The sequence below is a fragment of the Burkholderia pseudomultivorans genome (genome assembly GCF_001718415.1).
Lineage (GTDB): Bacteria > Pseudomonadota > Gammaproteobacteria > Burkholderiales > Burkholderiaceae > Burkholderia > Burkholderia pseudomultivorans_A.
This window is the reverse complement of sequence record NZ_CP013377.1, coordinates 1,624,522-1,637,946: the sequence shown is the minus strand read 5'-3', so window position 1 is coordinate 1,637,946 and position 13,425 is coordinate 1,624,522. Positions and strand designations below refer to the sequence as shown.

11 protein-coding genes are annotated in these 13,425 nt (G+C 68.9%); 6 read left to right on the top strand and 5 right to left on the bottom strand.

What is annotated here, in order from left to right; all coding sequences use genetic code 11:
• The first annotated feature begins 88 nt into the window (after positions 1-88).
• The gene (locus WS57_RS06925) at positions 89-1,345 is read left to right on the top strand and encodes an MFS transporter (RefSeq protein WP_059602920.1); all 1,257 of its coding nucleotides are present in this window, start codon (positions 89-91) and stop codon (positions 1,343-1,345) included.
• A 22-nt stretch (positions 1,346-1,367) separates the two neighbouring features.
• Here the strand turns inward: WS57_RS06925 and WS57_RS06920 are convergent, their stop codons facing one another.
• Entirely contained in the window at positions 1,368-2,333 is a 966-nt protein-coding gene (locus tag WS57_RS06920; RefSeq protein ID WP_040129307.1) for a LysR family transcriptional regulator, read from the bottom strand.
• Between the two features lie 105 nt (positions 2,334-2,438).
• Here WS57_RS06920 and WS57_RS06915 point away from each other — a divergent pair, with 105 nt between their 5' ends.
• Both WS57_RS06915 and WS57_RS06910 read left to right on the top strand, forming a co-directional pair.
• Positions 2,439-3,797: an aspartate aminotransferase family protein gene (locus WS57_RS06915; RefSeq protein ID WP_060334429.1), complete on the top strand. Its 1,359-nt coding sequence runs from the start codon at positions 2,439-2,441 to the stop codon at positions 3,795-3,797.
• A gap of 59 nt (positions 3,798-3,856) precedes the next feature.
• Positions 3,857-5,374, top strand: a complete 1,518-nt coding sequence (locus tag WS57_RS06910) for a CoA-acylating methylmalonate-semialdehyde dehydrogenase (protein ID WP_059478499.1) — start codon at positions 3,857-3,859, stop codon at positions 5,372-5,374.
• Positions 5,375-5,495: 121 nt separating this feature from the next.
• On the opposite strand, the gene WS57_RS06905 is transcribed toward WS57_RS06910, so the two are convergent.
• Positions 5,496-5,870, bottom strand: coding sequence for a hypothetical protein (locus WS57_RS06905; RefSeq protein ID WP_040129301.1), 375 nt, complete (start codon positions 5,868-5,870; stop codon positions 5,496-5,498).
• A 451-nt stretch (positions 5,871-6,321) separates the two neighbouring features.
• Here WS57_RS06905 and WS57_RS06900 point away from each other — a divergent pair, with 451 nt between their 5' ends.
• The gene (locus WS57_RS06900) at positions 6,322-7,173 is read left to right on the top strand and encodes a dienelactone hydrolase family protein (RefSeq protein ID WP_069243942.1); all 852 of its coding nucleotides are present in this window, start codon (positions 6,322-6,324) and stop codon (positions 7,171-7,173) included.
• Between the two features lie 108 nt (positions 7,174-7,281).
• Here WS57_RS06900 and WS57_RS06895 read toward each other — a convergent pair whose 3' ends face one another.
• Positions 7,282-8,082, bottom strand: coding sequence for a helix-turn-helix transcriptional regulator (locus WS57_RS06895; RefSeq protein ID WP_069243941.1), 801 nt, complete (start codon positions 8,080-8,082; stop codon positions 7,282-7,284).
• Positions 8,083-8,216: 134 nt separating this feature from the next.
• Here WS57_RS06895 and WS57_RS06890 point away from each other — a divergent pair, with 134 nt between their 5' ends.
• Positions 8,217-9,623 (top strand): APC family permease, encoded by a 1,407-nt coding sequence (locus tag WS57_RS06890; protein WP_069243940.1) that lies wholly within the window; start codon positions 8,217-8,219, stop codon positions 9,621-9,623.
• A 55-nt stretch (positions 9,624-9,678) separates the two neighbouring features.
• Positions 9,679-10,788, top strand: a complete 1,110-nt coding sequence (locus WS57_RS06885) for a P1 family peptidase (protein ID WP_069243939.1) — start codon at positions 9,679-9,681, stop codon at positions 10,786-10,788.
• Between the two features lie 40 nt (positions 10,789-10,828).
• Here WS57_RS06885 and WS57_RS06880 read toward each other — a convergent pair whose 3' ends face one another.
• Entirely contained in the window at positions 10,829-11,041 is a 213-nt protein-coding gene (locus tag WS57_RS06880; RefSeq protein ID WP_069243938.1) for a hypothetical protein, read from the bottom strand.
• A 141-nt stretch (positions 11,042-11,182) separates the two neighbouring features.
• Complete coding sequence (locus tag WS57_RS06875; protein WP_069243937.1) at positions 11,183-13,366, bottom strand: FUSC family protein; 2,184 nt, start codon at positions 13,364-13,366, stop codon at positions 11,183-11,185.
• Between the last annotated feature and the right edge of the window lie 59 nt (positions 13,367-13,425).

Sequence of the window (13,425 nt, the reverse complement as noted above, 5' to 3'; positions counted from 1 at the left end):
TCCCGTATCTCGTGTCGTATTGCCTGGGCGGCGCGTGCGTCGCGAACGCCGTCGCGCCGCTGCGCGGCGGCCGTGCGCCGGAGCGGCCATGAGCGTGCCGGCCGCGGGCGGCGTGTTCCGCTCGCTTCGCAGCTTCAACTATCGCGTGTGGGCGGCCGGCGCGCTGGTGTCGAACATCGGCACGTGGATCCAGCGCACCGCGCAGGACTGGCTCGTGCTGACGCAGCTGACGCACCACGACGCGTCGGCGGTCGGCATCGTGATGTCGCTGCAGTTCGGCCCGCAACTGCTGCTGCTGCCGTGGACGGGCTACGCGGCCGACCGCTTCAACCAGCGCCGGCTGCTGATGGCGACGCAGGCGCTGATGGGCGCGCTCGCGCTTGTGCTGGGCCTGCTGACGGTCACGGGCGTCGTGCAGCTGTGGCACGTGTACCTGTTCGCGTTCCTGTTCGGCTGTGCGTCGGCGTTCGATGCGCCGGTGCGGCAGACCTTCGTCGCGGAACTGGTCGCCGATCGCGAGCTCGCGAACGCGGTCGCGCTCAATTCGACGTCGTTCAACGCGGCGCGGATGATCGGGCCGGCGGCGGCCGGCTTCATCATCGCGTCGGTCGGCACGGGCTGGGCGTTCCTGATCAACGGGCTCAGTTTCGTCGCGGTGCTCGCTTCGCTGTCGCGGCTGCGCGCCGACGAGCTGCGCGAAAACGCGCGGGCCCGCCACGCACGCGGCAGCCTGCTCGACGGCTTCCGTTACGTGTGGCATCGGCCGGACCTGAAGGCGACGCTCGCGATGCTGTTCCTGATCGGCACCTTCGGCCTGAACTTCCCGCTGTTCATCTCGACGATGGCGGCCGGCGTGTTTCATGTCGATGCGCGCGGCTTCGGCATCCTGTCGTCGATGATGGCGGTCGGCACGATCTCGGGCGCGCTGCTCGCGGCCCGGCGCGAACGGCCGCAATTCCGGCATCTGTGGGCGGGCGCGGCGATGTTCGGCGTCGGCTGCACGCTGGGCGCGCTCGCGCCGAGCTACTGGCTGTTCGCGGCGGCGCTCGTGATGACCGGGATCGCCGCGATGACCTTCACCAATTCGACCAACGCGCTGATGCAGCTGTCGACCGAGCCGGCCATGCGCGGGCGCGTGATGGCGCTGCGCCTCGCGGTCGCGTTCGGCGGCACGCCGATCGGCGCGCCGGTCGCGGGCTGGGTCGCGAACCATCTCGGTCCGCGTTGGGCGCTCGGCGTAGGCGCGGCGTCGGGCTTCGCGGCCGCGCTCGTCGCCGTCTATTTCGTCACGCGCAAGCGGCTGCCGCCGCCCCCGGACGGGACGGTCGACCGCTACGACGCGTGATCGCCCGGCGCAATGGCGGCGCTCAGGCGCTGCCGTCGGGCGACGGCGCCGCGTGCGCGGCATGGGCGGCTTCCAGGCACGACTGGAACAGCAGCGCGGCCCGCGACGGGCGCGGCGAGCGCCGCAGCAGGCTGACGAACCGGCAGCGGTAGTTGAACCGGTGCGGCGCGATCGGCTGCATCAGTCCCTTGTTTTCGAAACTTTCCGCGTAATGGTCGGGCAGGAAGCCGAGAAAGCGGCCGGACAGGATCAGCGTCGCGATCGACTCCTGATCGGACGCGGTCGCGCCGCGCGTGAGCTTCGCGCGGTGGCTCAGCTCCATGTTCGGCGAATGGAAGCCGAGCCCCGCGAACGCATGGTTGCGGATCGACGTCCAGGTGAGCTTGCCGTGCGGCGCGTCGTACAGCGGGTGCTGGCGGCCGCAGTAGAGCAGCATCCGCTCGTCGAACAGTTCCGAATACACGAGGCTGCCCGAGTTGCGGTGCGCGGGAATGATCCCGACCTGATAGCTGCCGTCGATGATGCCGCGCTCCACCTCGTTGATCGACGCGACGTGCAGGTTCAGCGCGACGTCGGGCGCTTCGTCCGCGAACTGGCGGATCGCGTCCCCGAGCCGCGCCTGCGGATTGGTCGCGGTCTTGTCGAACACCGCGATGTGCAGTTCGCCGCCCATCCGGTCGTGAATGCCGTCGACGCGGCTGCGGAACGCCTCCATCGACGCGAGCAGCCGCAGCGTCTCCTCGTACACCGTCTGCCCCTCGGGCGTCAGCGTGAAGCCCGCGCGGCCGCGCCGGCACAGCACCAGCCCGAGGCGCGTCTCCAGGTCCTTCACGTGCCGGCTGATGGTCGAGATGCCGATATTCAGCTCCAGTTCGGCCGCCGCCATCCCGCCGCATTGCACGACGCCCTTGAAGACCCGCAGCAGCCGCAGATCCATGTCGCTGAGCTGCCCGAGCAGCGCGCGGCTCTTCGGTTTCTTTGCTTGCATAATTGCGCAAGTGAATATTGATATTGCGATATTCAAAAGACTAATTGGCTTGCCGACAATGCGCAACATCATCACCAGGAGGAGGGGCGCGCCGCGCCGACCGACATGACCGAGATCACCACCGCTCCGAAACAGGAAGAGACCACCGTTCGCACCGACGCCGCGTGGCTCGACGCGCACTGGATGCCGTTCACCGCCAACCGCCAGTTCAAGTCCGACCCGCGCATGATCGTGTCGGGCAAGGGCGCTTATTACACCGACGCCGAAGGCCGCAAGATCTTCGACGGGCTGTCGGGTCTCTGGTGCACGGGCCTCGGTCATGGCCGCACCGAAATCGTCGAAGCGGTGAGCCGCCAGGTCGCGCAGCTCGACTACGCGCCGGCATTCCAGTTCGGTCATCCGAAATCGTTCGAGCTCGCGAACCGGATCAAGGACCTGACGCCGGCCGGCCTCGATTACGTGTTCTTCACCGGCTCGGGCTCGGAAGCGGCCGACACGTCGCTGAAGATGGCGCGCGCCTACTGGCGCGCGAAGGGCAAGGGCACGAAGACGCGCCTGATCGGCCGCGAGAAGGGCTACCACGGCGTGAACTTCGGCGGCATCTCGGTCGGCGGCATCGGGCCGAACCGCAAGCTGTTCGGCCAGGGCCTCGACGCCGATTTCCTGCCGCACACGCAACTGGCCGAAAACAAGTTCTCGCGCGGCATGCCCGAGCGCGGCGCCGAGCTCGCCGACCGCCTGCTCGACCTGATCGCGCTGCACGACGCGTCGAACATCGCCGCGGTGATCGTCGAGCCGTTCGCCGGCTCGGCCGGCGTGATCATTCCGCCGCAGGGCTATCTGCAACGCCTGCGCGAGATCTGCACCGCGCACGACATCCTGCTGATCTTCGACGAAGTCATCACGGGCTTCGGCCGCGCCGGCGCGATGACGGGCGCCGAAGCGTTCGGCGTGACGCCGGACATCATGAACTTCGCGAAGCAGGTCACCAACGGCGTGCAGCCGCTCGGCGGCGTGGTCGCGTCGAAGGAGATCTACGACACCTTCATGGCCGCGGGCGGCCCCGAGTACATGCTCGAGTTTCCGCACGGCTATACGTACTCGGCGCACCCGGTCGCTTGCGCGGCCGGCGTCGCGGCGCTCGACCTGCTGGCGAAGGAGGACGCGGTGGGCCGCGTGCGCGATCTCGCGCCGCATTTCGAGGCGGCCGTGCACGGGCTGAAGGGCCAGCGCCATATTGCGGACATCCGCAACTACGGCCTCGCGGCCGGCCTGACGATCGCCGCGCTGCCGGGCGAGCCGGCGCGCCGTCCGTACGAGATCGCGATGCGCTGCTGGGCGAAGGGTTTCTACGTGCGCTACGGCGGCGACACGATCCAGCTGGCGCCGCCGTTCATCGCCGAGAAGCGCGAGATCGACAACATGATCAATGCGCTGTCCGACGCGCTGAACGAAGTGGACTGAGCCGCGGGCCGTCCGATACGCACCATGGCGATTACCGAATTCACCAAAGAGTCCGAACGATGAAACACGATAGCAATGTCACCTCGACCCTCGGCCACCTGATCGACGGCAAGCGCGTCGACGGCGGCAGCCGCGTGCAGCCGGTGTTCGACCCGGCCACCGGCGCGTCGAACAAGAGCGTCGCGCTGGCCGACAAGCAGACCGTCGAAGCCGCGATCGCGTCCGCGCAGGCCGCGTTCCCGGCGTGGCGCAACACGCCGCCGCTGAAGCGCGCACGCGTGATGAGCCGCTTCAAGACGCTGCTCGAGGAGCATGCGGACGAACTGTGCGCGCTGATCACGGCCGAGCACGGCAAGGTGCTCGCCGACGCGATGGGCGAACTGCAGCGCGGCATCGAGAACGTCGAATACGCGACCTACGTGCCCGAGCTGCTGAAGGGCGAGCACAGCAAGAACGTCGGCCCCGCGATCGATTCGTGGAGCGAATTCCAGGCGCTCGGCGTCGTGTCCGGCATCACGCCGTTCAACTTCCCGGTGATGGTGCCGCTGTGGATGTGGCCGATGGCCGTCGCGTGCGGCAACACCTTCGTGCTGAAGCCGTCCGAGCGCACGCCGTCGTCGACACTGCGCATGGCCGAGCTCGCGCTCGAAGCCGGCCTGCCGCCGGGCGTGCTGAACGTCGTGAACGGCGACAAGGAAGCGGTCGACACGATCCTGGCCGACCCGCGCGTGAAGGCGGTGAGCTTCGTCGGCTCGACGCCGATTGCCGAATACATCTACTCGACCGGCTGCGCGCACGGCAAGCGCGTGCAGGCGCTCGGCGGCGCGAAGAACTTCGCGGTCGTGATGCCGGACGCCGACATCGGCAACGCCGTGAACGCGCTGATGGGCGCCGCCTACGGTTCGTGCGGCGAGCGCTGCATGGCGATTCCGCTGGTCGTCGCGATCGGCGACGAGACGGGCGACCGCGTCGTCGCGGGCCTGAAGGCCGAGATCGACAGGATGAAGGTCGGCCCGGGCACCGGCGAAGGCGTCGACATGGGGCCGCTCGTCACGAAGCAGCATTTCGAGAAGGTCACGGGCTTCGTCGAGGCGGGTGTCGCGGCGGGCGCGTCGCTGGTGGTCGACGGCCGCAGCGTGAAGGTCGACGGTCACGAGGACGGCTACTACCTCGGCCCGTGCCTGTTCGACCACGTGAAGCCCGGCATGCCGATCTATCAGCACGAGATCTTCGGGCCGGTGCTCGGCGTGATCCGCCTGAAGTCGCTCGACGAGGCGATGGCGCTGATCGACGCGCACGAGTACGGCAACGGCACGTGCCTGTTCACGCGCGACGGCGAGGCCGCGCGCTACTTCAGCGACAACATCCAGATCGGCATGGTCGGCATCAACGTGCCGCTGCCGGTGCCGGTCGCGTACCACTCGTTCGGCGGCTGGAAGCGCTCGCTGTTCGGCGACCTGCACGCGTACGGCCCGGACGCGGTGCGTTTCTACACGAAGCGCAAGACGATCACGCAGCGCTGGCCGTCGGCCGGCGTGCGCGAAGGCACGGTGTTCAGCTTCCCGTCGAACCGCTGACGCGAATCCCGGCCGCATGCCGCGCGCCGGCTGGCGGCGCGTGCGCGGCGGCCGTCGCGAAGGCCCGTCCCGATTTCCGGTCGAGGCGGGCTTTTTTGCGTCTGGCGCATCGAGCGCGCGCTTACGGCGCGACGACGTGCCACATCTCCTTGAAGTTGTCGCCGTTGCGATCGCCTTGCTTCATGTCCTTCGAGAAGAAATACAGCGGCTTGCCCTTGTATGCCCATTGCGGGCTGCCGTCGTCGCGCTTGACGATCGTGTAGGGCCCGACGGGCACGTCGGTCGCGCTGGCCTTGTAGGGCGGCCAGAAGGTTTCGCACTGGCCGGTGCATGCGCTGGTGCCGGCATTGGCCTTGTCCTTGTCGAACGTATAGACGGTCATCCCGTTCGCGGCGACGAGCGCGCCGTTTTCGACCTTCGTGATCGAGCCTTGGGCGGAAGCCGACGCGGATGCGACGGCGAGCAGGGCGGAACTGACGAGCAGCGCGGCTTTCATGGTTGCCTCCTTGTTGTCCGGTGGGCGATCGGGATCGCGCGCACGGCGGAGCCTGCCTGCGCGAGGATCGCGACGAATGGTGCCGGAACGCGGCGCCGTGGCCGCCGCTGCGAGCGACGCGGGGTCGGATGGGCGGTGCACGGGGGCGCTTCATTCACGATAGGCGGTTTTTCGCGGGGCTGCGAGCGGAACGGGGGCGTATCGGCGATGCGTGACCGTCACGCAACGGCGGGGCGGTCCGACACGTGCGCGCGCAACGACGGATGCGCGTCGCGCAGCGCAAGGCGCGAGGCGTTCGACCCGGCCGCGCCGGCCGCCAGATCCGTCGCCGCATTGCCCGACCTGACAGTTGGCTGTCGCGAACGGCCCGCGCAGGGCCGCCTCGCCTGGCGTGTCAACCGGCGCGGGCCGGTTTCCGTTCTCGCTCCATCCGACGAAACGGGAGTCGCCGATGCGCAAACTGCTGATGTCCGTCATGCTGGCTTGTCTGTCCGCGATGGCGGGCGCGCAGACGCTGGTCCATTTCCCGTCGACCGACGGCCCGCCGGCGACGACGCTCGACGGCTACCTGTTTCCCGCGCCCGGCGCCGGCCGTCATCCGGCACTCGTGTTCCTGCACGGCTGCTCGGGCATGTTCGCCAGGTCGGGCAAGGTCTATTCCCGCGAGCGCGACTGGGCCGAGCGTTTCAACGCGATCGGCATCACGGTGCTGGAGGTCGACAGCTTCAATCCGCGTCATCAGGGCGAGATGTGCGCGCCTGCGCATTTCGTCGGCGCGATCTATCGCGCGCGGCCGTTCGACGCCTATGGCGCGCTGCGCTACCTGCAATCGCTCGACACGGTGCAGCCCGATCGCATCGGCATCGTCGGCTGGTCGCAGGGCGGCGGCACGGTGCTGAACACGATCCGCGCGTCGAGTCCGGCGCGGCCCGCGTCGCTGCCGGACGGCGATTTCCGCGCGGCGGTCGCGTTCTACCCGGGAAGCTGCAACGTGAAGGCGCAGGGCGCGGTGTGGCAGAGCACGGTGCCGCTGCTGGTGCTGATCGGCGAGGACGACGTATGGTCGCCGTTCGCCGCATGCAAGACGCTGTTCGATTCGGTCGCGCCGGGCACGGACGCGACGTTCCATGCGTATCCGGGCGCGTATCACGACTTCGACTGGCCGAACATGCCGGTGCATGCGGTGCCGACGTTCACGACGCGGGCGGGCGTGATCCCGATCGAGGGCACCGAGCCGGCCGCGCGCGAGGACGCGCAGCAGCGGGTGGTCGACTACCTCGAAGCGCGGCTGCTCGCGAAGTGAGCGGAACGCGGGCCGGCGAACGCCGGCCGGCATCGACCGACCCGCACGATCCGCCCGGTTGCGCCGCGCGCGACCGCACGCCGAAACCGCGCGGCGACACGCACGCGCCTATCCCGCCGCATCCTCCCCCAGCGCCTGGATAAATCGCGAAAACAGCTCCGGCTGCGAAGAAATCCCGAGCTTCGCATACAGATGCCGCCGATGCACCTTCACCGTCTCCGGAGAAATCGCCAGCCGTTCCGCAATCGCCTTCGACGAATTGCCGCGCAGCACCATCCGCGCGATCGCCATCTCGCGATCGGTCAGCAGGTCCGCGCCGAACCGCGCGAGCGCCCGTTCGACGCGCGCGCCGAGATCGTCGTCGGGCGTCGCGCGCGCGGCGTCGCCGGTCAGCCGCCAGTGCTGCCGGATCGCCGCGAGCACCCACGGCATCGCGGCCGTCAGCTTGCCGAGCGGCTCCACGTCGAACCGGGCGCCTGCGCCGAGCGACAGCGACAGCAGCGTGTCCGGGTTCGGCCGCAGCAGGATCTGGATCTCGTCGTCGCCGACCGCGTCGCGGAAGTAGCTGAGGAAATACTCGCTCTGCCGGAACAGGTCGGGCGCGACTTCCTCGAGCCGGTAGCAGCCGTCGGCGAGCCCGTCGTGCGCGGCCTGCAGGAACGGATCGAGCAGATATAACCCGTTCAGGTAAAGCGGCACCGGCGACGCATCGTCGGTGCCGCCCGCATCGTATTCGTCGAGCACGAGCGGCACGCCGTCGCGGCCGATCGCGGTCGCGAGCGCGTTGTCGAACGGCACCATTTCGTTGAGCAGCAGCACCAGGAAACGCCAGAAGCGCGGCTGGCCGAGATGATCGATCACGCGGCCAAGCGCCTGGTGCATCGCGACTTCGGAAAACAGACGATCCATACCACCACCGGAAGGGCGTAACACGAAGGGGGAATAGCGGTCCTGAAATTGGCTTCCTAGACTGCCACGCAATCAGACGGGCCCGAGTATGGGCGTTCCAAAAAAAGCAGCATAGCGGGACACAGGAGAACGAAATGGCGATGATGTCGGAATCGACAGGCAACGTGCAAGCGGCGCCTGCAATGCAGGACGCGCCGCGCGCGCTGTCGCAGACGCTCAGCGTGCGCGACGCGGTGATGATCACCGTGTCGGGCGTGACACCCGCGAGCTCGATCTTCGTGATCGCGCCGTTCGCGATCCAGCAAGCCGGCAGCGGCGCGGTGCTGTCGTTCGTGCTCGGCGGCGTGCTCGCGTTCGCCTTCGCGCTCTGCTACGCGGAGCTGTGCGCGGCGCACCGCAGCGCGGGCGGCGAATACGTGATGGCCAAGCGCGTGTTCGGCACGCTGCCCGGCTACCTGACCTTCATCGCGGTGCTGGCCGTCAGCGTGTTCATCCCGGCCGTGCTCGCGAGCGGCGCCGCGCCGTACCTGAACAACGCGCTCGGCACGCACTTCGGCAACCAGACGGTCGCGCTGACGATCGTGCTGCTCAGCTACGTGCTCGGCATGCTGAACATCAAGACCAATGCGTGGATCACCGGCGCGTTCCTCGTCGTCGAGATCGGCGTGCTGATGCTGATCGCGGGGCTCGGCTTCGGCTCGCCGCATCGCGGCGCCGAGGTGCTGGTCGCGCCGGTGGTCGCGAGCGGCAATGCGCTCGTGCCGGCGACGCTCGCGGCGGTCGTCCCGGCGATCGGCACGGCGATCTTCTGCTACAACGGCTTCGGCTCGGCCGCGTATCTCGCGGAAGACCTGCGCGGCGGCAATCGCAACGTCGCGAAGGCGGTCCTGTATTCGCTGCTCGTGATCCTCGTCGTCGAGCTGGTGCCGCTGACCGCGATCGTGCTGGGCGCGCCGTCGCTGACGGAGATGTCGAAGAGCGCGGACCCGATCGGCTACGTGGTGCGCTCGCTCAGCAATCCGGTCGTGTCGCGCATCGTCAGCGGCGGGATCTTCCTGTCGGTGTTCAATGCGATCATCGCGATCGTGATCACGATGGGGCGCCTGCTGTACAGCAGCGGCCGTCATGCGCTCTGGTCGCGCACCTGCAACCGTGCGTTCTCGACGATCCATCCGCGCTTCGAGTCGCCGTGGCTCGCGACGCTGACGCTCGCGGTGCCGTCGGCGGGCCTCGTGTTCGTGTCGAGCCTCGACGAGCTGACCGCGTTCACGGTCGACCTGCTGCTGCTGATCTATCTCGTCGTCGGCCTGGCCGCGCTCGCGAGCCGGCTCGTGCGCCGCGACGTCGAGCATCATTACCGGATGCCGCTCTGGCCCGTGACGCCGCTCGTCGCGGTGGCGGGCGCCGCCTATACGCTGTACACGACACTCGCGACGGCGACCAAGTCGACCGACCTGGTCATCATCGCGGGGCTGCTGGCGGCCGCACTCGCGATGTATGCGGTGTGGGCGCGCCACAGCGACGCGTTCCGCGCGCTCTGAGCGTCGGCCGCATCGAAAAACGATCGAACAACCGTAAGACTGGAGGAATTGCATCATGCGCACGAGAGACCTCGGCATCCGCATCGGACTCGGCACGCCGGGCCGCTTCAACGCGATCACGGACGTCCCGGGCGTCCGGGTCGGACACTGCACGCTGAGCGTCGATAACGGCGACGCGTCGATCCGCACCGGCGTGACCGTCATCGAGCCGCGCGCGGGCGCCGCACACGATGCGCCGTGCTTCGCGGGCGTGCACGTGCTGAACGGCAACGGCGATGCGACGGGGCTCGAATGGATTCGCGAGGCCGGCCTGCTGACGACGCCGATCGCCTATACGAACACGCACAGCGTCGGCGTCGTGCGCGACGCGCTCATCGCGGCCGAGCGCGATGCGGCGCGCAATCGCGTGTACTGGTGCATGCCGGTCGTGATGGAAACCTACGACGGACTGCTGAACGACATCTGGGGGCAGCACGTGAACGCATCGCACGTGCAGCAGGCGCTGGCGGCCGCGCGATCGGGACCGGTCGCCGAAGGCGGCGTGGGCGGCGGCACCGGGATGATCTGCCACGAGTTCAAGGGCGGCATCGGCACCGCGTCGCGCGTGCTCGCGGCCGACGCGGGCGGCTGGACGGTCGGCGCACTGGTGCAGGCGAACTACGGTGTGCGCGAGATGCTCCGCGTGGCCGGCTACCCGGTCGGCGAAGTGCTGTGGCACGTGCATTCGCCGTTCCGCGCGCCGGACGCGAAGGGCGAGGCCGGGATGGGCTCGATCGTCGTCACGCTCGCGACCGATGCGCCGCTGCTGCCGCATCAATGCACGCGGCTCGCGCAGCGGGCGAGCGTCGGGCTCGCGCGGGTTGGCGGCGGTACCGAGGATTCGAGCGGCGATCTCTTTCTCGCGTTCGCCACGGGCAATGACGGGCTGCCGGCGGCCAACTACGGCAGCAAGGGCGCGCCGACCACCGACGTGAAGATGGTCAACAACGACCATATTTCCGCGCTGTTCGCGGCGGCGGCCGAAGCGGTCGAGGAAGCGATCGTGAATGCGCTCGTCGCGGGCGGCGACGTGGTGTCGCGCGGTGCGCGCGTCGAAGGGCTCGGGCACGCGCGCCTGCTGGATGCGTTGCGCGAAGTCGGCTGGCGGCCGGGGCGCGCAGCGTGATGCGAAAGCGCCGCGGGCCGGCCGTCACGCGGCGTCATGCTCAGCTGCCGAAGTAGACGTTGCAGAAGCTGACGGGGCCGACGCATGCATTCGGGTCTTCCTGGTTCGATTGCGCGCGATCGACGCGGCCTGCGGCCTTCACGGCTTCGGCGCGGTTCGCCTGTTGCGGGGCGACGTCGGTCTGCACCGGCTGCGCATGCGCGACAGCGGCGGTGAGCGACAGGGCAACGAGGGCGAGGTGCAGCGGCTTCATTGTGACTTCTCCTGGGTGATCGCCAGTCGTGCTGGCAGTGAGGAAACTATAGGCTCGCACTGCTTAAAGATTAATCACCCGGGCTGGAGAGCTTATTTGCAGCTGGAACAAGGATGACGTTGCGGGCGCATCGATCGAGGCTCAGCGACGATGCCGGTTGAACGGCGCGTCCTTGTCGAGCAGCGCGCTGCGCATGAAGTGCAGGCAGCCGACGATGCGCTGCATCCGGCGGCGCGCGTCGGGCACCGCGTGCCACGCCTGCAGCGCGTGCTGTGCGGCACGGATCGCGAGGTTCACCGACTTCAGCGTGCGCGCGTGGCGGGTCGGCGTCGGCTCGTCGAAGAAGCGCGGCAATTCGTGCAGCACGGCATCGATCGATGCCGTCCAGCGCAGCGTCTGCGGCGGTTTCGTTTCGCTGAACGCATGCAGTTCGTCGCGCAGGTCGATCACCGCATGGCCGACCTCGAGCGTCGCGAGCATCCAGCGCAGCGCGTCGCGGTGCTGCCGCGTGCGCCGCACCAGCAGCGTGCGCAGCTGCGCCATCAGGTCGTGCGTGCTCGACTGGAAGCGCTGCGCGAGACCTTCGGGCGCGTCTTCGCAGGCGAGCGTCACCTGGCGGCGCAGGTCGTGCGCGATGCGGCCCGTGAGCCACGGCATGTGGGTCGGAAACACGACCGCGAACACGAGCGCGCACACGAGCATCGCGACGACCACCGCCATGCCGTTGTTGATCAGCACCTCGGGCGTATACGCGATCACGTTGTCGGGGCCCGCGAGCAGGCAGAAGAACACCGCGAAGCCGATCCCGTAGCCGGACATGCCCGGCCGCATCGCGAGAAACGCGCCGAGGCCGAGCACCGGCGCGAGCGCCGCGCACAGCAGCGGGAAGCCGTCGATGTTCGGGTACACGTAGCACAGGTACAGATAGCCGACGGCGGTCGCGAACGCCGCGCCGACGGCCATCTGCGCGACGAACTTCGGCGCGCGCGGCGACGTCGAGCTGAGCGCGCAGGCGATCGCGGTCGCGATCACGGCAAGCGAGCCGCTCGGCCATTCCGACGCGATCCAGAAGCAGCTCATCGCACCGACCGCGACGATCGTGCGCAGGAACGTGAAGCCGACGAAGAATGCGTTGGTCTTCACCTTGTAGTGCGTGACCGAGCGCTCGAACGCGTGGTCGTCCTGGTCGAGCGACGCGTAGGTGTCGGCATAGCCGAGATATTCGCCGATGAAGCGGTACATCAGCTCGATCGCCGTATCGAAGTCCAGCAGGCCGCCGGCCGCGTGCGCCTCGATCTCGCGCCGCGACGCCCGTGCGGCCTTCGGCAATGCGTTGTGAAAGCGGCGCAGTTCGAGCAGTGCGCCGGTGGTCGACGCGATGCCGCGCTGCCGTTCGTCGCGCAGCGCGGCCAGCCGCTGCGCGAGCGCCTCGACATGCGGCGCGAGCGCGTCGAGCACCGCATCGGCGCGACCGGCGCGCAGCCGCTTGACGAGCTGGTGCAGCGCATGCAGCCGCGTGCATGCGTTCATGAATTCGCTGTTCAGCCGCGCGAGCCGGCGGCTGCGCGCGCGAATGTGCGGATCCTCGAACGACGCGAACGCGCGATTGGCCTCGAAGCCGACGATCTCGTCGACGAAATCGGCGAAGCGCCGCTCGAAATCGCCGCGTGCGATATCGCCCGCGAGCGCGCCGGCCGCGAAGGCCGCGAAATTCGCGTGGCGCGCGCTCAGCGAGCGCATCAGCGCCTTCGCGGAACTGAGCGGCAGGACCAGCGCGCTGACCGCGCCCGAACACGCGATGCCGAGCGCGACTTCCGCGGCGCGCGTGAGCGCGGACTGGAACAGCGTCTGCGGCGACATCACCGCGGGCAGGCCGATCAGCGCGGCCGTATAGCCGGCGAGCACGAAGCCGTACCAGCGGAAGTGGCGGTTGCGCACCGCGAGCGCGATGCAGCAGCCGATCCAGAGCGTGATGCCGGCCATGTAGAGCTCGGGCTGCTGCGCGAACAGCCCGCCGAGCGCGAGCGCGGCGACGAGGCCGGCGGCGGTGCCGAGCACGCGATAGAAGCTCTTCGCGAATACCATTCCCGACAGCGGCTGCATCAGCACGAACACGGTGGTCATCGCGGTGCGCGGCTGCGACATCTCGAGCCGCATCGCGATGCCCATCGCGAGCAGCGCCGCGCACACCGTTTTCGCGAGGTGCAGCCAGATCAGCCCGTCGCTCGCGGCCCAGTCGCGCGCGGCGTCGCCGAGCGGATCGAGCCATGTCCTCCATCGGGCCGGTTCGATGGAAGATCGCTCGATCGCTGAGGGTGGCTTCATGAAAGGAGGGGGCGCATCCGGTGCCGGGCGGGTGCCGCGGCCGGTCCGAACGGGCCCGT

Bases quoted from the DNA above. Each gene is read 5' to 3' on its own strand.
- WS57_RS06875 (WP_069243937.1), bottom strand. From the start codon at position 13,366: ATGAAGCCACCCTCAGCGATCGAGCGATCTTCCATCGAACCGGCCCGA.
- WS57_RS06910 (WP_059478499.1), top strand. From the start codon at position 3,857: ATGAAACACGATAGCAATGTCACCTCGACCCTCGGCCACCTGATCGAC.
- WS57_RS06900 (WP_069243942.1), top strand. From the start codon at position 6,322: ATGCGCAAACTGCTGATGTCCGTCATGCTGGCTTGTCTGTCCGCGATG.
- WS57_RS06915 (WP_060334429.1), top strand. From the start codon at position 2,439: ATGACCGAGATCACCACCGCTCCGAAACAGGAAGAGACCACCGTTCGC.
- WS57_RS06880 (WP_069243938.1), bottom strand. From the start codon at position 11,041: ATGAAGCCGCTGCACCTCGCCCTCGTTGCCCTGTCGCTCACCGCCGCT.
- WS57_RS06890 (WP_069243940.1), top strand. From the start codon at position 8,217: ATGGCGATGATGTCGGAATCGACAGGCAACGTGCAAGCGGCGCCTGCA.
- WS57_RS06920 (WP_040129307.1), bottom strand. From the start codon at position 2,333: ATGCAAGCAAAGAAACCGAAGAGCCGCGCGCTGCTCGGGCAGCTCAGC.
- WS57_RS06925 (WP_059602920.1), top strand. From the start codon at position 89: ATGAGCGTGCCGGCCGCGGGCGGCGTGTTCCGCTCGCTTCGCAGCTTC.
- WS57_RS06895 (WP_069243941.1), bottom strand. From the start codon at position 8,082: ATGGATCGTCTGTTTTCCGAAGTCGCGATGCACCAGGCGCTTGGCCGC.
- WS57_RS06885 (WP_069243939.1), top strand. From the start codon at position 9,679: ATGCGCACGAGAGACCTCGGCATCCGCATCGGACTCGGCACGCCGGGC.
- WS57_RS06905 (WP_040129301.1), bottom strand. From the start codon at position 5,870: ATGAAAGCCGCGCTGCTCGTCAGTTCCGCCCTGCTCGCCGTCGCATCC.